The organism is Streptomyces sp. NPDC037401, assembly GCF_055602345.1.
The window spans coordinates 42454-60390 of record NZ_JBVJWO010000046.1 but is presented as its reverse complement, the minus strand read 5'-3'; the positions used below and the strand labels follow the sequence as shown (position 1 = coordinate 60390).

At 73.3% G+C, this 17937-nt stretch carries 15 protein-coding genes; 4 read left to right on the top strand and 11 right to left on the bottom strand.

Features of this window, described 5'->3' with window-relative positions:
- Positions 1 to 99 precede the first annotated feature (99 nt).
- From ACZ7H1_RS33485 to ACZ7H1_RS33470, 4 genes are all read right to left on the bottom strand, one after another.
- Positions 100 to 408, bottom strand: a complete 309-nt coding sequence (locus ACZ7H1_RS33485; protein WP_470791832.1) for a type II toxin-antitoxin system PemK/MazF family toxin — start codon at positions 406 to 408, stop codon at positions 100 to 102.
- A 26-nt stretch (positions 409 to 434) separates the two neighbouring features.
- Complete coding sequence (locus tag ACZ7H1_RS33480) at positions 435 to 770, bottom strand: hypothetical protein (RefSeq protein ID WP_470791829.1); 336 nt, start codon at positions 768 to 770, stop codon at positions 435 to 437.
- A gap of 90 nt (positions 771 to 860) precedes the next feature.
- Positions 861 to 2387 carry an FAD-binding protein gene (locus ACZ7H1_RS33475; RefSeq protein ID WP_470791827.1) on the bottom strand — a complete coding sequence of 509 codons (1527 nt, stop codon included), beginning with the start codon at positions 2385 to 2387 and terminating at the stop codon, positions 861 to 863.
- A gap of 149 nt (positions 2388 to 2536) precedes the next feature.
- Positions 2537 to 3883, bottom strand: a complete 1347-nt coding sequence (locus tag ACZ7H1_RS33470) for an extracellular solute-binding protein (RefSeq protein ID WP_470791826.1) — start codon at positions 3881 to 3883, stop codon at positions 2537 to 2539.
- 322 nt (positions 3884 to 4205) lie between these two features.
- Here ACZ7H1_RS33470 and ACZ7H1_RS33465 point away from each other — a divergent pair, with 322 nt between their 5' ends.
- From ACZ7H1_RS33465 to ACZ7H1_RS33455, 3 genes are all read left to right on the top strand, one after another.
- On the top strand, positions 4206 to 4547 hold the full coding sequence (locus ACZ7H1_RS33465) for a YciI family protein (protein ID WP_470791825.1): 342 nt from the start codon (positions 4206 to 4208) through the stop codon (positions 4545 to 4547).
- 363 nt (positions 4548 to 4910) lie between these two features.
- Positions 4911 to 6464, top strand: a complete 1554-nt coding sequence (locus ACZ7H1_RS33460; RefSeq protein WP_470791823.1) for a class I SAM-dependent methyltransferase — start codon at positions 4911 to 4913, stop codon at positions 6462 to 6464.
- 163 nt (positions 6465 to 6627) lie between these two features.
- A complete protein-coding gene (locus tag ACZ7H1_RS33455) occupies positions 6628 to 8031 on the top strand; it encodes an FAD-binding protein (RefSeq protein ID WP_470791822.1) in 1404 nt (467 codons plus the stop codon).
- 70 nt (positions 8032 to 8101) lie between these two features.
- On the opposite strand, the gene ACZ7H1_RS33450 is transcribed toward ACZ7H1_RS33455, so the two are convergent.
- From ACZ7H1_RS33450 to ACZ7H1_RS33420, 7 genes are all read right to left on the bottom strand, one after another.
- Positions 8102 to 9169: a DUF2855 family protein gene (locus ACZ7H1_RS33450; protein ID WP_470791820.1), complete on the bottom strand. Its 1068-nt coding sequence runs from the start codon at positions 9167 to 9169 to the stop codon at positions 8102 to 8104.
- A gap of 214 nt (positions 9170 to 9383) precedes the next feature.
- Complete coding sequence (gene rfbA / locus ACZ7H1_RS33445) at positions 9384 to 10256, bottom strand: glucose-1-phosphate thymidylyltransferase RfbA (protein ID WP_470791818.1); 873 nt, start codon at positions 10254 to 10256, stop codon at positions 9384 to 9386.
- Complete coding sequence (locus ACZ7H1_RS33440) at positions 10253 to 11488, bottom strand: methyltransferase domain-containing protein (RefSeq protein ID WP_470791816.1); 1236 nt, start codon at positions 11486 to 11488, stop codon at positions 10253 to 10255. Before ACZ7H1_RS33440 ends, rfbA begins: the two co-directional genes overlap by 4 nt.
- 32 nt (positions 11489 to 11520) lie before the next feature.
- On the bottom strand, positions 11521 to 12759 hold the full coding sequence (locus tag ACZ7H1_RS33435; protein WP_470791815.1) for a class I SAM-dependent methyltransferase: 1239 nt from the start codon (positions 12757 to 12759) through the stop codon (positions 11521 to 11523).
- A gap of 34 nt (positions 12760 to 12793) precedes the next feature.
- A complete protein-coding gene (locus tag ACZ7H1_RS33430; protein ID WP_470791814.1) occupies positions 12794 to 14077 on the bottom strand; it encodes a nucleotide disphospho-sugar-binding domain-containing protein in 1284 nt (427 codons plus the stop codon).
- 12 nt (positions 14078 to 14089) lie between these two features.
- Complete coding sequence (locus tag ACZ7H1_RS33425) at positions 14090 to 15199, bottom strand: DegT/DnrJ/EryC1/StrS family aminotransferase (RefSeq protein ID WP_470791812.1); 1110 nt, start codon at positions 15197 to 15199, stop codon at positions 14090 to 14092.
- A gap of 32 nt (positions 15200 to 15231) precedes the next feature.
- Positions 15232 to 16584, bottom strand: coding sequence for an NDP-hexose 2,3-dehydratase family protein (locus ACZ7H1_RS33420; RefSeq protein WP_470791810.1), 1353 nt, complete (start codon positions 16582 to 16584; stop codon positions 15232 to 15234).
- Positions 16585 to 16819: 235 nt separating this feature from the next.
- Between ACZ7H1_RS33420 and ACZ7H1_RS33415 the strand changes: the two genes are divergently transcribed.
- On the top strand, positions 16820 to 17824 hold the full coding sequence (locus ACZ7H1_RS33415) for an NAD-dependent epimerase/dehydratase family protein (RefSeq protein ID WP_470791809.1): 1005 nt from the start codon (positions 16820 to 16822) through the stop codon (positions 17822 to 17824).
- Positions 17825 to 17937 lie beyond the last annotated feature (113 nt).

Below are 17937 nucleotides of genomic sequence, written 5' to 3'. Positions count from 1 at the left end.
CCCCCCCCCCCCCCCCCCCCCCCCCCCCCCCCCCCCCCCCCCCCCCCCCCCCCCCCCCCCCCCCCCCCCCCCCCCCCCCCCCCCCCCCCCCGCGAGCGGTCAGTGCTGCAGTCCGAGCACCAGCCGGACGGAGTTCTCGACCTGCCGCAGTTCGGCCGGGGCCAGCAGGCCCAGCTTCCTGCGCAGCCGTGACGTGGCGATGGTGTGGACATCGGTGCAGTTCACGTACGACTCGGCGTACTTCGTCAGCCCCGAGTCCGGACCGACGGGTACGTGAGTGGTCTGGGGGCCGGAGGTACCGGTGATCACGGCGACGGTGACCGCGCTCAGGGGCTCGGCGATCCGGTTGACGGTGAGGATGACCACCGGTTGAGGCCCGAGCGGCTGCGGTAACGCACAGGCCCACACCTCGCCCCGCGGCGCCGAGCCGAGGTTCACCACTGGACCTCGTCGGCTGCCGCGAGCTCGTCCTCGGTGGGCTGGAGGACCCCGTCCGGCAGCGGCACAGACTGCGAACGGTAGAACGCGCGGATCTCCTCGGCAGCGCTCACCTCGGCCGCCTCGCGGGCAAGGAGCCGCAGTCCTTCGCGCAGGGCGTCGGAGGTCGATTCCAGGTCCAGCGCACGCATCACTTCCTGCAGTGCCGTGACCTCGTCGGCGCGGAGCCTCACCTGGGCCAGCCGGCTGGGTCCCAGGGCTCCTGCCGGCGCTCCCCTCCGGGGCGCCTTGCCGCCGGTACTCCTGCCTCCGGTCTTCGTGCTGCCGGCCATGGCCCTCTCCCGCCTGTCTTACAACTGTCGTACATCGAGTCTGCGCCCGGCCGGGCGGCCGGTCACGGCAGGACCACCAACGGGTGAGCGTCAGTCCGGGAGACGGACCGACAGGGCGTGGCGGAACTCGTCGCGGGGGTCGTACGCCGCCTTCACCTGCTGGAGGCGGGGGTAGTTGTCCTTGTAGTAGAGGGTGTGCCAGGGGACCCCCGACGTGTTCCACTCCGGATCGGCCAGGTCACGGTCGGCGTAGTTCACGTACGAGCCGTCGTTCGCCGCGTCGGGCACGGGGACGCCGCCGGTCTCCTCGTAGACCTCGCGGTACATCTCCCGCAGCAGCCGGATGTTGGTGTCGTCGTCGGACTCCGAGGCCCACACCGACATGTACGCCGCCTTGAGGACCGAATCGCGCTGGGCCGTGGCCGTGGCGGCGGGATCGGCGGTGTTCACGCGCCCGCCGTAGCCGATCAGGATCAGCTGGGCGGGGCTGGTCTCCTCGCGGGTCAGGTGGCGGTACAGCGCGCCGATCTGCCGGTCCGAGTACCCCTTGCGCAGATAGGCCGCCTTGATCTTGATGCGGCGGGTGAAGGCGTCGCCCGGGTCGCCCCAGTTCGGGTACGAGGACACGTAGAGCCAGGGCCGCACCTGCTGGTGGCGCATCAGCGGGGCCGCGTCCACGCCGGCCGAGACCTCGTCGAAGAACGCGTCCATCAGCTTCTCCGCGTCCGGCACGTCGTCGTCGATGTGCGCACCCACCGTCAGCCCGAAACCGGACCGGTGCGTGCCGTGGAAGAAGCCCGCCAGCGGCGCGTACGGCGAGTCCTGGCCGCTGTTGCGCTCGAACCAGGCGCCGAAATTGCGCTGGAGCGTGGTGAACGACTCTTCGGTCATGGACTCCCAGGACCACACCACCATCCCGCTGCGCCACCGGGTCGGCGCCTTCGGGAGCAGCCGGGCCGGATCTGCGCCCGTCGCGCCCGGGGAGCGCATCCAGAACCGGGTCACGATGCCGAAGGTGCCGCCGCCGCCCCCGGTGTGCGCCCACCACAGGTCGTGGTGCGGGTCCTCCGGCTCCCGGGTGGCCACCACCGCACGGGCCGTGCCGTCCGCGTCGACGACCACGACCTCCACCGCGTACAGGTAGTCCACCACCGCGCCCAGGCTCCGCGAGAGCGGCCCGTACCCGCCGCCGGTGATGTGCCCGCCCACGCCCACCTCGGGGCACTCGCCCGCCGGGATTGTCACGCCCCAGTTCTTGAACAGGACCCGGTAGACGTGCCCGAGGGTCGCGCCCGCCTCGATGGAGAAGGCCCGCAGGGCCGGGTCGTAGCGGACCTCCGTCATCTCGGAGAGGTCCAGCAGCACCTCGATGCCCTCGGCGGCGAGGTTCTCGAAACCGTGCCCGCCGCTGCGGACCGAGACCCGCTTGCCCGCGGCCACCGCCTCGGCCACGGCCTCCGTCACCTGCGCGGTGGTGGTGACCACGCGCACGTAGTCGGGGGTGCCGGGAAACCGGTGGTTGGTGCCCAGGACCAGGCTCGGATACCGCGGGTCGTCCGCGGTGATCGTGGCAGCTCCCGGGCCCGGGACGGCGGTGTCGCTCACGGTGTCGCTCACGGGTTCCTCCTGCGCGGGCGGGCGCCCCGCGGGGCACGTCATGCCCTGGGTGGTCGGTGGGTGGGGGAGGCCACCAGCCTGGCCGAGCCGGAACGGGGCTGTCTTCTCCCACCGTGCTCAGCGGCCCCGCCCGTGCGGACGGCCGCCGGTCAGATGCGGACCGCCAGGCAGGCCGGGGTCTGCGGGCCGGTGCCCAGCGCGTACGCGTTGTACTCGTCCAGCAGGGCCTGTGCCTGCGCCTCGGCCTTCTCGAACCGGGTCCGCGGATCGGCCCCGCCGGACAGCACGTCCTCCATCGCCTCCATCATCGCGATCTGGATGGCGTGGAACCCGCCCAGCACCGCCCCGTGCGCCTCCGCCGGCCCGCCGCGCAGCTCCAACTGCTCCACGGTCGCCCGGTGGTGCGGGTGCGCCTCGAACCAGCCCTCCTCCTCCAGCAGGGAGATCACCCCGTACGTGGCCGGGGCCGAGCCGCTCGCCTTGTGCCACTCCGCCGCCGCGCGCGGACTGTTGAGGTACATCGTGAACGCCAGCGCCCCGTCCCGGACCGCCTCGTCCAGGCCGTCCGCCAGCCACAGCGAGTCCCCGCCGATCCAGTTGCCCGCACAGGGCATCGCGCCGTTGCGGGGCAGCACCCCGACCTCCAGGTCGAAGCCCGCCCCGGCCGCCGCCCCCACCATGTAGTTGGCGTCGAAGGAGGAGCTGAACCGCAGCACCACCTCCTGGCCGACGAGCGCCTTGAAGGTGCCCGCCCAGTCCTCCGGCACCCCCGTGTGCAGGTAGTGGCCGTCCCGGTGCAGCGCCCGCCACCACTCCACGTAGTCGATCAGCGCCCGCGAGGTCAGGTCCACGGTGGCCGCCCGGCCGTGCCGGCCGTTGCCCGCGTCGGCGAGGAAGGCCCCCTGCTGGGCCACCGCGTGCTGCATGAACTTGCCGTCCACCGGCCAGGCGATGGTGTGCCGGGCCCGGCCGGCCCGCCGTGCCACCGCCTCGCAGGCCGCCGTGGTCTCCTGCCAGGTGCGCGGCACCGACGCCACCCCCGCCTCCCGCAGGGCCGTGGTGTTGGCGTAGAGCAGCATCGTGGACAGGGTCATCGGCACGGTCGCGAAGTCCCCGTCCACCGTGTAGTACTCGCGTACCCCCGGCAGGAAGTCGTCCAGGACCACCTTCTCGCCGAGGATCTCGGACCGGCCCGCCACGGCCCGCTCCACCGAGACGAACAGCGGGCTCCCGTCCGGGTTCCGGGCGTCCCGCGCCAGCTGGGAGGCGCCCGCGTAATACGTGGCCAGGGCCGGGGCGGTGCCCGCCGCGGCGGCCCTGGCGATCTCCGCGGGCAGCTGCTCGTACGAGAACCCGCGGATCTCGACCCGGTACCCGGGGTGCGCCGCCTCGAACTCCCGGGCCCGCGCCCGGATCGGCTCCAGGAAGTCCGGGAACGGGAACTCGGACAGCCAGGCCTCGATGACGACGGGTCCGTCCGGGGCGCCGGAGTTCATGCGTGTCTCCCAAAGGATGCTCGGTGACAAGGGGGGTGACGGAGCGTGGGGCAGGGGCGGGCGGCGCGCGCACGTGCGCCGGGGCCGGCCCTGCCGCCAGCCTCCGGGGCGGGCAGGCCGTTCGCATCTCCCTGGTTGCGACGGCGCCACTCGCGGCCGAATTCCGCCGATCCCGGCCGGGAGGGGGGCTGCAGAGGGCAATCTGGAAGATGCGATCCCGGTTCGGGATGGGAAAAATGTGGCGGGTGTTCTCCACGTAGGCGCGGGCCCGGCCGCCGTGGAGCGCGCCGAACGCAGTCAGAGCGCAGGAAGGAGAGCCACCATGGCTCAGTTTGCGGTTTTCATCTACGAGTCCGAGATCCCCGGCGGCTGGGAGAACGCTCCCAAGGAACTGCTCGAGGGTCACGAGGCGCTGCCGGGCCGCATCGAGGAGCTCGGTGCCTCCCTCGTCAGCGGGCTCGCCCTGCAGCCGGCCACCGCCGCCAAGTCGGTGCGTGACGGCGAGATCAGCGACGGTCCGTTCGCCCAGGGCAAGCAGTCCATCGGCGGCGCCTTCGTCATCGAGGCCAAGGACCTGGACCACGCCCTGGAGATCGCCAAGATCGTCCCGGTGCTCGACGGCGGCGTGGAGATCCGCCCGCTGTTCGAGGTGCCCGGGGAGTAACACGCTCCGTACGGCGCCGGCTCCCCGCAGGGTGAGCCCGGGCACCGGGCAGGGCGCGGGACAGCCCGCACGAGGGAAGCGGTACACAGAGCGGGACGGGCCGTCGGCGGCCCGTCCCGCTCTGCGTCACCCTGGTCCGGCCTGCGCGGACACCGCAAGCACAGAGATGCGGGCCGTGACCGGCCCAGGGAAGCTGGGTGCCGTCCCTTCCCCGACCGCGCGGTCCGCCCGGGCCGGCGGCCCCCGCGGCCGGCCACCGGGGGACGGCGGGCCGCCTGCCCGGGCGCACCGCCGGACCTGCCGCGCGCCACGGGAGCCGTACCCCTCCCGGCCAGGCGGCCGGGTCGCCACGGAGGAAATCTGATGACCCACCCGACGACCGGCCCGGCCCCCACCGACCTCCTGGACGCTTTCGCGAACGCGCCCGCCGACGGGCTGGAGGCCGCGTTCCAGGCCCTGGCCGCGTCGGTATGGGGTCCGGAGGGCCCGACCGGGGCCGCGACCGGGGCGATACCCGCCCTCGTCGCCGCGCTGGACTCCGCGGACGAACAGCGCCGGGGCCGACTCGCCGTGCTCCTCGGCCTGCTCGCCGAGTCCGAGCACCCCGTCACCGACGGCCCGGTGCGCGCCGCCGTCCGCGCGGGCCTGGACCGCTACCTGGAACTGCTCGGCTCCGCCGGCTCCGGCACCCCCTTCGCCTACGCCCTGCTGTACCTGGTCGCGCACTTCCCCGCCGACCGCGAGCGGATCCTCGCCGCGGCCACCCCGCTGGGCCTCGACGACAACGACCGGACCCGGCTGGAGCGCTCGCTCGCCGACCTGGACCCGGCCCGTCCCGACCTCGGCCGCTGCTGGCCCTCGCCCGCCGCCTGGCAGCTCAACCCGGACGAGCAGGAGTTCGACGCGGGACTCTTCGCGGGCCTGACCGCCGAGCAGCTCACCGCCAACTGGGACAACGACACCCGCACCGTCCTCGCGTACTCCGGCATGAAGGCGTACTTCGCGGTCCGCCACGGCCGGGCGCTGGAGACCGCGTACCCGCTGCCGCCCGCCGAGCAGTGGGCCGCCCAGGCCGCCGAACTGCCCGCCGCGGCCTTCGCCCGGCACGCCGAGGCGCTGCACTGCCCCGCCTGCGGTGAAGACTTCGCGTACGGAGAGAGCTCCGTCCGCTGCACCGGCTGCGGCAACTCCCACGCCTTCGCCAACGGGCTCCTCGACCTGTCCCGCGGGGACACCGGCTCCCGGGCCACCGAGGAGGACGACACCGCCGACCTGCTGCAGAAGCTGGCCGGCATGCCCAGCATGGGCGTGTACTACGAGTCGGTGCTCCGCCCGGCCTTCCTGCGGGTGGCCGGGCTCAACTGGGACGATGCCGTCACCCCGGAGTACGAGGACGAGTACCTCGCCACCCGCACCCGCCCCGTCGACGGCACCGTCCTCGACCTGTGCTGCGGTGCCGGACGCTGGACGGCCGTCGTCGAGAAGACCGTCGGTACCGAGCGGCTCCTCGCCCAGGACCTTGCGCTGCCCATGCTGAACGCGATGCGCCGGGCCCTGCCCGAGGTGCCCGCGGTCATCGCCAGCGCGCTGAGCCTGCCCTTCGACGACGCCAGCGTCGGCGGGGTCAACTGCTGGAACGCCCTCCAGGCCTTCCCCGAGCAGGCGGACACCGCCATCTCCGAGATCGGCCGCGTCCTCAAGCCCGGCGGCACCTTCACCCTGCTGACCTTCCGCTGGGCCGACGACCCGATCGACCGCCACTACCAGGCCTCCCACTACTTCCCGAGCCGGCCCGCGGGCATGCTGCTCTTCGAGCTGGCCGACGTGAAGAAGTGGCTGGCCGCGGCGAACCTGACCATCCGTGAGGAGTCGGGCACCGGCGCCTTCGTCTTCATCACCGCCGAGCGCACCGCCTAGTTCGCACCTTCCCGGGCCGCCGCGTCACATCCGGCCCCCGGGGCCCGTACGGGCGCGCCGCCGCGCGGTGCGGCGCGCGCGGAGCCGGGGCGGACCCGCCCCGGCCGCGCCCGTACGGGCCCCGCCCGCTTCCGCCTTCCGGCGTGTTGGAGGACACCACCTGATGACCAGCCCAAGCCCCGACCACCGGCACCCCGCCGGCGCCCCGGCACTCGCGCGGCCCGGAGAGGCGGCGTACGAGGCGGCCGCCCAGGTGTTCAACCTGTTCGCGCCCGTCGCCCCGGCCGCCGCCCTCACCGTCCGTACCGTCACGGAGGTACGGGCCGCGCTCGCCGCGGCACGCACCGCCGGGCTCGGCGTCCGGGTGCACGCCACCGGCCACGCCGCCGCCACCGCCCGCCCCATGGAAGGGGACCTGCTGCTGCGCACCGAGCCCGCCGGCCCCGTCGAGCTCGACACGGACCGGCGGATCGCCCGGGTGCCCGCGGGCACCCGCTGGGGCGCCGTGGTCGAGGCGGCTGCCCCGCACGGGCTGGCCGCCGCGCACGGCTCCTCGCCGACCGTGGGCGTGGTCGGCTACCTGCTGGGCGGCGGCCTGAGCATGTACGCCCGCCACACCGGCCTCGCCGTCAACACCGTCCGGGCCGTGGAACTGGTCACCGCCGACGGGGAACTGCGACGGGCCGACGCGGTCACCGACCCGGACCTGTTCTGGGCGGTGCGCGGAGGCGGCGGCGGCTTCGGCGTGGTCACCGCGGTCGAGGTGGAGCTGTTCCCGGCCGCCGCGGTGGTCACCGGGGCCGCGTTCTGGTCCGCCGAGCACGCGGCCAGGCTGCTGCCGCGCTGGCGCAAGTGGACCGAGGAGGCGCCCCACGAGGCCACCACGTCCATCCGCGTCATGAACCTGCCCAAACTCCCCGAGATCCCCGCCGTCCTGACGGCCGGACCGGTGCTCTGCCTCGACGGCCTCTTCCTCGCGCCCGCCGAGGCCGACGTGCCCACCGCCCGAACCCGGGCCGCCGAACTCCTCGACGAACTGCGCGCGGTGGCCGCACCCGTCATGGACACCTGGCACGAGGCCGGCCCGGCCGCCGTGCCCGAGACCCACATGGACCCGCCGGACCCGGTGCCGGTGCTCGGCGACCACCTGCTCCTCGGCGACCTCGGGGACGAGGGCATCGAGACCTTCCTGCGGGTCACCGTGGACCGCCCCCGCTCCGCCCTCACCGTCGCCGAACTGCGCGGTCTCGGCGGCGCCCTGGCCGAACGCCCCGGCGGTGCCGGGGCCCTGGGCCACCTGGGCGCCCGCTACGCATACTCCGGCGCGGGAGTCCCGGGCGGCGGCGCCACCGAGGAGGAGATCCGCGCCCACTGCGCCGAGGTCCGGCAGGCCCTCGCGCCCTGGGACACCGGCCGCACGGCCCCCACCTTCGTGGCGAGCCTGGAACAGCCCCAGTCCCACCTGGAGCCCGAGGACGTCGCCCGGCTGGACCGCGTCCGCGACCGGGTCGACCCGGGGGGCCTCTTCCGCGGCGAGATCGCCCCGGGCTGCACGGCCCGTACCTGAGCGCCCGTACGGGGGAACGCAGAAGGGGCCGGCGGGGGAATCCCGCCGGCCCCTTGCGCGTACCGCCGGGTCAGGGCGTGAGCACCGTGCCCGTCTCCGCCGGCAGTTCGCCCCCGATGAGGGAGCGGTACACGGAGGCCAGGGCCTCGGGGCCGGTGTGGCGGGTGACGGTGAGCCAGGCGGGCGCGGCCCGGACGAACTCCTCCTCGGCGGCGGCGTACCGCGTGCGGTAGGAGTCCTCGCCCTCCTTCTCGATGAGCCGGCCCTCCTCTGAGGGGGTGAAGAAGATCCACGGCTCGGGGTGGGTGAGCCCCTCGGGAGGCTCGATCTCGGCGCCCGGGTGGGTGTAGCCGACCAGGAGGGCGTCCATCAGGACCGGCTTGAAGAGGTCGTAGAGGGTGCGCAGGCGGGCCTCCTGGCCGGTGAAGTCCACCAGGACCACCGGTCCGGACAGGGTGGCCGAGGGCAGGTCGGCGTAGGTGAGGACCCGGTCGTAGAGCCCGCGGTCGCGGACGAAGCCGAGGTGGGCGGGGGAGGTCACGCCCACGGTGGTGATGTCCTCGCGGTCGGCCACCAGCCCGGCCAGGCCCAGCGCGGTCTTGCTGGAGGCACTGGTGACCAGCAGGGTCCGCGGGGTGCTCGCGCGGCCGAGGAACTCGGCGAGGTTGAAGGACGCCGGGTACAGCGGGCGCAGCAGCACCCGGTGGTCGTCGAACGCGTCGGGTTCCCCGGCCCGCAGGTACTCCCGGTACCAGGGGTGGAGGTACTCGCGCTCCGGGGCGGTGTCGGCGAAACCGCGGCCGGTGGGCTCGGCGGCCAGGACCACGTGCGTGGACAGCGGCAGGAAGCCGAAGTAGCGGGCGCCGACGGCGACGTCCGGGTGCCGGGACTCCGCCACCCGGGCGTACCCCCAGGTCGGGACCCGGCCGTAGCCCTCGGGGCCGGCGAAGGCCTCGAAGAAGGGCAGGTCGGACTCGCCGAGCCGGGCGTACGTGGCGGTGATCGCGGTCAGCGCGAACTTCTCCGCCGCCAGCCGCACCTCGCCCTCGCGGAGGGGGACCTCCGCGGCGGGCCGGACCTCCACCGCGGACAGGTCGTCCCGGCGGACCATCAGGTCCCACCTCTCCAGATCGGCCACGTCGGTCTCCCCTTCGTCCTCTTCGTCTTCTTCGTTTTCGGGTTCTGTCCTCCGTCGTGCCCGGTCACGCCGTGCCGTGCCGTCCCGCGGGTACAGCCGGCCGTGCGGCCAGGCACATGGTCCGTTTCCGGCCGCCCCGCCCGCATCTCCTGTCGTGCGCTCGTCCCGGCAGCCGCAGCCGCAGCCGCAGCCGCCGCAGTCCGGACCGGCCGCCTCAGCTGTACGCGTACGCGATCTCCGTGAGGTGGCGACCGTACGTCGACTGCCGCATGCCCTCGCCGAGGCGGTAGCAGGCCTCTGCGTCGATGAAGCCCATCCGCAGGGCGATCTCCTCCAGGCAGGCCACGTGCTCGCCGCGGTCCTTCTCCACGGTCTGCACGTAGTGGCCGGCGGCCAGCAGGGAGTCGTGAGTGCCGCAGTCGAACCAGGCGAAGTCCCGGCCCAGGTCGTGCATCCTGACCCGGCCCTGGCGCAGGTAGGCCCGGTTGACGTCGGTGATCTCCAGCTCGCCGCGCGGGGAGGGCGCCAGGTCCCGGACCAGGTCCACCACCGCGTCGTCGTAGAAGTACAGGCCGGTGATCGCCTTGTCGGAGCGCGGGTGCAGCGGCTTCTCCTCGATGGAGACCAGCCGCCCGGCCGCATCGGTCTCGCCGACGCCGTACCGCTCCGGGTCGGGTACCGAGTACCCGAACAGGGCGGCCCCGTCCAGGTGTTCCCGGGAGCGGCGCAGCAGCTGCCCGAAGCCGGAGCCGTGGAAGACGTTGTCGCCGAGCACCAGCGCCGAGCTGTCCCCGCCGATGTGCCGGCGGCCGATCAGGAAGGCCTCGGCGATGCCCCGCGGTTCGTGCTGCACGGCGTGCGTCAGGTGCAGCCCGAGCCGGGCCCCGTCCCCGAGGAGGCTCTCCATCAGCGGGGAGGCGGACGGGGTGGAGATGATCAGGATCTCCCGGATCCCGGCCTCCATCAGCACCGACAGCGGGTAGTACAGCATCGGCTTGTTGTAGATGGGCAGCAGCTGCTTGGAGGTGGCCACGGTCAGGGGGAACAGCCGGGTGCCGACGCCGCCTGCGAGCACGATGCCCTTCATGACCCCAGCACCCTGACTTCCGGTACGTACACGATCCACTTGCCGCCCGCCTCGCGGAACCCCTGCTCCTTGGCCATGATCTCCTCGGCGTGGCTCCAGGCGAACAGCAGGGCGTAGTCGGGGTAGTCCGCGGCGAAGGTCTCCGGCGGCACCACCGGGAGGTGCATCCCGGGGGTGAGCCGGCCCTGTTTGACGGGGGTGGTGTCGCAGACGTACGGGATCAGCTCCGGGCCGATGCCGCAGAAGTTGGTGACGGTGGCGCTCTTCGCGGTGGCCCCGTACCCGGCGACGGTCCTGCCCTCCGCCCGCAGGGAGCGCAGCAGCGCGGTGAGGTCGTCGCGGATCCGCAGGACGGAGGCGGCGAACTCCCGCAGGGTCTGCGGCTCGGTCAGCTTCAGGGCCTCTTCCTCGGCCAGCAGCCGGGCCACCGCCGGGGAGGGGGTACGGGCGCCGGCCCGGGCCAGGGTGTAGCGCATGCCCCCGCCGTACCCGGGCAGCCGGACGGCGTCGACGAGCGTGAATCCGTACCGCTCGGCCATGGCCTTCACCGAGCGCACCGAGAAGAGGTAGAAGCGCTCGTTGCAGATCTGGTCGAAGGAGGTCTTTTCGATCATGTCCCGGAGGTAGGGGTCGTCGAAGACGAACACCCCGTCGGGGCCGAGCAGGGCGTCCACCCCGGCGAGCAGGGAGGCCGTGTACGGGATCTGGCTGATGGTGTCCGAGGAGTAGATGACGTCGGCCGGCCCCTCGGCGGCCCGAACCTCGGCGGCGGTGGACTCCTCGAAGAAGTCGGTGCGCACCCGGGCGCCCTGGGCACGGGCGAGCTCGGCGACCCCGCCGGAGGGCTCGAAGCCCAGGTGGCGCAGCTCGGCCAGGGCCACGGTCCGCAGCAGCGTGCCGTCGTTGCAGCCGATCTCCACGAAGAACGGGTCCGCGGAGCGGGCCAGTTCGGTCTCCAGGAAGCCGACGGCGGTGCGGGTGAAGTGCTCCCCCATCGCCGAGGACTGCGAGGAGCGGTACGGGTAGTCGTGGTGGAACACCCGCTCCCGCGGCACCTCCCCGGTCAGCTGCACCACCGTGCAGCCGGTGCAGCTGCCCACGGCGAGCCGGTGGAAGTACTCCTCGTGCCCCGCGCCGAGCTCGGCGGGGAGCAGGAACGCGTCGGGCAGCGGCTGGGGCCCCAGGTCGAGGAACTCCTCGACCCGGCCCCCGCAGATCCGGCATCCGCTCACTTTCGTTCCGCCTTCCTTCCCGGTGCGGGCGGTCAGACCGACTCGATGGCGGGCAGCGGGAAGACGAGCTTTCCGCCGCCGGCCCGGTACTGGGTCTCGCGCTCCAGGAACCCCTTGCGGTGTCCCCAGGGGAGCACCAGCAGCTGGTCCGGGCGCATGGCCTTGGCGGCCTCCTCGGAGACGATGGGGATCCGGGTGCCGGGGGTGACGTTGCCGTGCTTCTCCGCGCTGACCTCGCCGATGCAGGGCAGGTCCTCGGTGGTGATCCCGCAGTACTGCAGGACCACGTTGCCCTTGGTGGAGGCCCCGTAGCCAAGGGTCAGCTTCCCGGCGGCCCGCGAGTCGGCGAGGAATCCGCGCAGCTGCTCGCGGTGTTCGGCGACCCGCCGGGCGAAGGTCCCGTAGGTGTCGAGGGAGGAGAGCCCGAGGCGGGCCTCGCGCTGCCGGATCCGCTCGACGGACGCCGTGTCCACGGTGTGCCGGGAGGGGTCCTTGACCAAGGTCAGGCAGAGGCTGCCGCCGTTGACGTCGGTGACCTCGGCCGAGGTGACGGTGAAGCCGACCCGCTCGGCCATCCACTCGATCTGCGCGAAGGAGTAGTACTCCAGGTGCTCCTGGCAGACCGCGTCGTAGGCCAGCCCCTCGATCATGGAGCCCAGGTCGCTCATCTCGACCATCCAGATCCCGTCGTCGGTGAGGATCGAGTGGATGTCGGCCATGAAGGAAGTGGGGTCGGGCAGGTCGTAGAACATCGCGATCGAGGTGACGATCTTCGCCTTGCGGTCGCCGAACCGCTCGGCGTAGACCTCCTCGGAGAAGAAGTCCGGGATCAGGTCGATGTCCTCGGGGTAGTACGAGCGCCACTTCTCGCCGGTGGGGTCGATGCCCACGCGGGTCAGGCCCGCGGTGCGGTACCCCTGCAGCAGGGTGGAGTCGTTGGCGCCGATGTCGACGACCACGTCGCCGGCCTCCAGGGGGACCAGGCCGGTGAGCCGGGCCACCTTCCCGTGCAGGTGGTTGATCATGAACGGGCGGATGCTGGAGCGGTAGCCGTAGCGGTCGCCGTACATCAGCGACAGGTCGGCGGTGTGCCTCAGCTGGACCAGCCCGCAGCCTTCGGGGGAGCACTTGACCAGCTCCAGCGGAGCGGTCGGCACCACCTCGTCGGGGCGGGGGAAGATGCCGGTCAGGGCCTGGGTGCCCAGGTCGAGTACGGGCAGCAGGGTGCCGTTGCCGCAGATGCGGCAGCGGGTGCACTCGGTGATGATCATGGTGCCTTCCATGGCTTCGGCGGCCTCGGCCGGGTCAGGGGCGGGCGGTGCGGTGTGCGGCGGTGAGCCGTTCCAGGGCCGGGACCAGCTCGTTGGGGCTGGGCATGGCCCGTACCTCGGTGCGCAGCCGCGCCGCGTTCGCGGCGTAGGAGGAGTCGTCCAGGATCCGCTTGAGGCTGTCGTGCAGGACTGCCGGCGTCAGGGTGCTGGAGTTGCCCGCGTACTCCCCGGCGCCCTGCGCCTCCAGGCCCGTGCCGATGGCGACCGGGCCCCACCACTTCTCCGAACGGAAGTCGTTCGGGACGACCACCTGCGGTACGCCGTTCTCCAGGGCGGTGGCGAAGCTGCCGACCCCGCCCTCGTGGACGATGGCCGCGCAGCCGGGCAGCAGCGAGGTGAAGGGGACGAAGTCCACGGCGCGGACGTTGTCCGGGACGGCCGCCGAGCCGAGCTGCTTCGCGTCGAGGGTGGCGATGACCTCGGCGTCGAGGTCCGCCACGGCCTCGAAGAGGCTCCGGGCCGCGGAGGACACCCCGGAGATGGTGGCGTCCCGGTGCGAGATGCCCTGGGTGACCACCACACGGGGCCGCTCCGGCTTCTCGTACACCCAGCGGGGCGTGCTCGCCGGGCCGTTGAAGGGAACCGCCCGCATCGGCAGGTAGTGGACGCCGTCGGTGTGCCCGATCCAGGACGGCACCGGCGAGATGGTCCACTGCCCCAGCACCGCCGACTCGTCGAAGGCGACGCCGTGCCGCGCCAGGATGGGCTCCAGCCACTCCTGCAGCGGGTCCGCGGTGCCCTCGGCGAACCGGGGGCGGCAGGCGGCCCGCAGCTGCGCGGTACGGTCCACGTTGAGGGTCATACGGGCGTGCGCGGCCCCCACCACCTTGGCGGCCACCGTGCCGGGGTACGCCGTCGGGTCGGAGATGACCAGGTCGGGGCGCCACTGCCGGGCGAAGCCGATCAGGTCCTCGAAGGTGCGCTCGGGGAAGAACACCGCGCGCACGCCCCCGGTGAGGTCCTGGAGCTCGGTGAGGGCGTCGCTCCAGCAGAAGTCCTCCTGCACGGAACGGCCGGTACGGGTGCCCCGCGGGTCGCAGGACGGGTCGTCCGGCGGCGGGCCCGCGGCGAGCATGGCCTCCAGGTTCAGCGGATCGCCGACGGCGATCCCGGGCAGCCCCGTGCGGGCGATGGCGTCGGCAAGGTCGGGCGGCCCGGCGATGACCACCTCGTGGCCGGCCGTGCGCAGCGCCCAGGCGAGCGGCACCTGTACGTACAGGTGGGCGCGGAAGGGATTCGTGACGAACAGGACACGCATGGCAGACCTCCGTCAGCCGCGGGCGAGTATGCCGCGAAGCGCCGTGATGACCTTCTCCTGAAGGTCCTCGGGCAGCGACGGGTACATGGGCAGGGAGAAGATCTCGTCGGCGGCCGACTCGGTGAGGGGCAGGTCCCCGGTGCCGTACCCGAGGTGGGAGAAGCCGTTCATGGTGTGGACCGGCCACGGGTAGCTGATGTTGAACTCGAAGCCGAACTCCCGCAGGGCCGCGAGGATCCCGTCCCGCTCGGGGTGGCGGACCACGTACACGTAGTAGACGTGCTCGTTGCCCGGGGCGGTCTGCGGCAGGACCAGGCCGGTGTCGCCGAGGCCCTCCTCGTAGCGGCGGGCGACCGCGCGGCGGCCCTCGATGTAGTCGTCCAGGCGGCGCAGCTTGCGGCGCAGGATCTCGGCGTGCACCGTGTCCAGGCGCGCGTTGTGCCCCGGGGTCCGCTCGACGTAGTAGCGGTCCTCCATGCCGTAGTAGCGCAGCCGGCGCAGGTCCTCGTCGGCGGTGGGGTCGTTGGTGATGACGGCGCCGGCGTCGCCGTACGCGCCGAGCACCTTGGTCGGGTAGAAGGAGAAGGCGCCCGCGTCGCCCGCGGTCCCGGCGAGCACGCCGTTGCGGCGGGAGCCGTGGGCCTGGGCGCAGTCCTCCAGGATCTTCAGCCCGTGGCGGTCGGCCAGCTCCTGCAGCGGGGCGAGGTCCACGCACTGCCCGTACAGGTGCACCGGGATGACCGCCTTGGTGCGGTCCGTGATCTTCTCCGCCACCTGGGAGGTGTCCATCAGGTACGTGACGGGGTCGATGTCCACGAAGACCGGTGTGGCGCCCGCCCCGTCGATGGCCAGGACGGTCGGCGCGGCGGTGTTGGAGACGGTGATGACCTCGTCGCCGGGAGCCACCCCCAGGGCCTGCAGGCCGAGCTTGACGGCATTGGTGCCGTTGTCCACGCCGACGCAGTGCCGGACCCCGTGGTACGCGGCGTACTCCGCCTCGAAGCGCCCCACGCTCTCGCCGAAGACGAGCTTGCCGGACCGGAACACGGTGTCGACCGCGTCGAGGATGTCCTCGCGCTCGGCCTCGTACTCCTCGAGGTAGTCCCATACGTGAATGGCCATCAGAATCCTTCCGCTGGTGGCGTCGTGTTCCGTCAGAGGGTGTTCAGGCACAGGAGCAGGGTCCGGGCCTCGATGCCGAGGTAGTAGCTGTGCCGCTGGAGGGCCGCGAGCTGGCCGACGGACAGCCAGGCGTAGTCCGGGGGCGCCTCCAGCGGGAGGTCCCCGCGGGCCTCGACGATCAGGTAGCGGGTCTCGGCGTGGTGGAAGCGGCCGCCCTCCTCGGACTGCACCGCGTCGTAGCGCACGCCCTCGCGGGCCGACAGCAGCAGGTCGAGGTACGGGGGCCGGGGCGCGCCCGCGGGCAGGCTGCCGTCCGCGTCCAGGACGGACCGCACGGTGGGGCCCAGCTCCACGGCGTCCCGGTACCCGGGCAGCACCTCGGCCCGCACCAGGGCGTGCGGCACCCCGCCGATCCGCCGCACCAGCAGCCCCGCCAGGCCGAGGCCGTGCGGGGCGAGCAGTGGCTGCGTCCAGCTGTGCACCTCGCGCGTGTGGGCCCGGGTGCGGACGCCGACGATGCTGAAGCCGCGGCCGTCGTCGGCGGAGATCCGCCCGTCCCGGACGCCCCACCCGGGCAGCGAGCCCAGGGGCACCAGGCGGGCGTCCAGTCCGTACGCGCTCTTGCGGCCGGTGAACCAGCTGAGCACCTCGGTCATGGGGTGCAGCGCGGGGCCCTCACCTGCCCCGGCGGCCGGGTACGGCAGACAGCCCAGGACCGTACGCGTGTCCATGTTGATCACACTGCGCCGCCGGAGCAGCCGCCGTATCTGACCCAGGGTCAGCCAGTGGAAGTCCTCGTGCTCGGGCACCTCCCCGGTGACCTCGACCACGATGTTGCGGTTGCGCTTGAGGTGGAACCACGCGCCCTGTTCGGACTGGAGCACGTCCACGAGGACCCGGCCCCGGCCGGGCTCGGTGAAGAACTCGACGTACGGGGTGCGCCCGCCGCGGTGCACCCGGGTGTAGTTGCTGGAGGTCGCCTGCACCGTGGGCGACAGCTGCACCAGACCGGCGTTGCCGGGCTCCATCTTGGCCTGCAGCAGGAAGTGCAGCACCCCGTCGAACTCCTTGGCGATGATGCCGAGGATCGCGATGTCCCGCTGGACCAGGACCGGCTGCCACCACTCGGGCACCGGCCCGGAGTCGGTCCGCACGTGCAGGCCCTCCACGGTGAAGAACCGGCCGGTGCGGTGGACGAGGTTGCCGGTGTCCGGGGCGAAGGACCAGCCCTGCGGGTCGGTCAGTTCCTCCAGCGGGATCACGGTGGACTCGAAGGGCTGCCGGCGTTTTCCGGCGAGCCAGGCTCCGGCGTCGGGACCGGTCCGGGACACCGGCGTGGCCGCCGACACGGCGATGCGGGAGACGAGACCGGCAGGCGCGCTCATGCCGGATCAGGGAGGTGCACAGACATCGGAAGGGCTCCTGTGGCTCGCGTGCTGCGCCCATCGTCGTATCGGCGTTCCTCCGCGGCATCTTCTGGATTGCGGTGGGCGTACCGACTCCGCACTTCCGTCCGCATTCCGAACTCCCGTCCGCACACGGCAAACCAGGAGATGCGCGGGCCCCGGACCGCTGCCGACAGTGGAGGCAAGGACGAACCGGCAGGGCGGGGGGTACGGCATGGCACGGGTGGTGGTCACCGGAGGGTGCGGGTTCCTGGGCAGCCATCTGGTCGACGAACTGGTGCGGCGCGGCGAGGAGGTGACCGTCTTCGACGGCGGCACGCCCCCGGCCGACCACACCCCGCCGGACTCGGTGCGCTACGTCGACGGGGACATCCGCGACCCCGGGGCGGTGGACCGGCTGCTGCGCGAAGGCGCGGACACCGTGTACCACCTCGCCGCCGTCGTCGGTGTGGACCGCTACCTCGACCGCCCGCTCGACGTCATCGACATCAACCTCCTCGGCACGCGCAACGTCCTCGAGTCGGCCTCCCGCTCCGGCGCCCGGGTGCTGCTCGCCAGCACCAGCGAGGTCTTCGGCAAGAACCCGGCCGTCCCCTGGCGGGAGGACGACGACCGGGTGCTCGGCGGCACCGCAGTGGACCGCTGGAGCTACTCCTCCAGCAAGGCCCTGGGCGAGCACCTCGCCTTCGGCTACGCACGCGAACGGGACCTGCGCATGTCCATCGTGCGCTACTTCAACGTCTACGGGCCCCGCCAGCGCCCCGCCTTCGTGGTCAGCCGCAGTGTCCACCGGGCCCTGAACGGCCGGCCGCCGGTGGTCTACGACCAGGGCGGCCAGACCCGCTGCTTCACCTACGTCCAGGACGCCATCGCCGCCACCGTGGCCGCGGGCACCGACGAGCGGGCGCTCGGCGAGTGCTTCAACGTCGGCAGCCGGACCGAGACCACCGTGGCCGAGGTCGCGGCCCTGGTCGCCGACCTCACGGGGGTCGGGGCCACCGTGCCCTCGGAGACGGCGGACCACCTCGGCGCCCGCTACCAGGACCTGCAGCGCAGGGTCCCCGATACCACCAAGATCGGCGAGACCCTGGGCTGGCAGGCCGGCACCGACCTGCGCGAGGGCCTGCTCCGCACCATCGCCTGGGCCCGGCGCAACCCGTGGTGGCTGGCGCAGCCCGAGAGCGGGGCCGCCCCGGACCGCCGCCGTACGGCTGCCTGACCGGAGCCGCCCGGCCGGAGCGGGGGGGGGGGGGGGGGGGGGGGGGGGGGGGGGGGGGGGGGGGGGGGGGGGGGGGGGGGGGGGGGGGGGGGGGGGGGGGGGGGGGGGGGGCG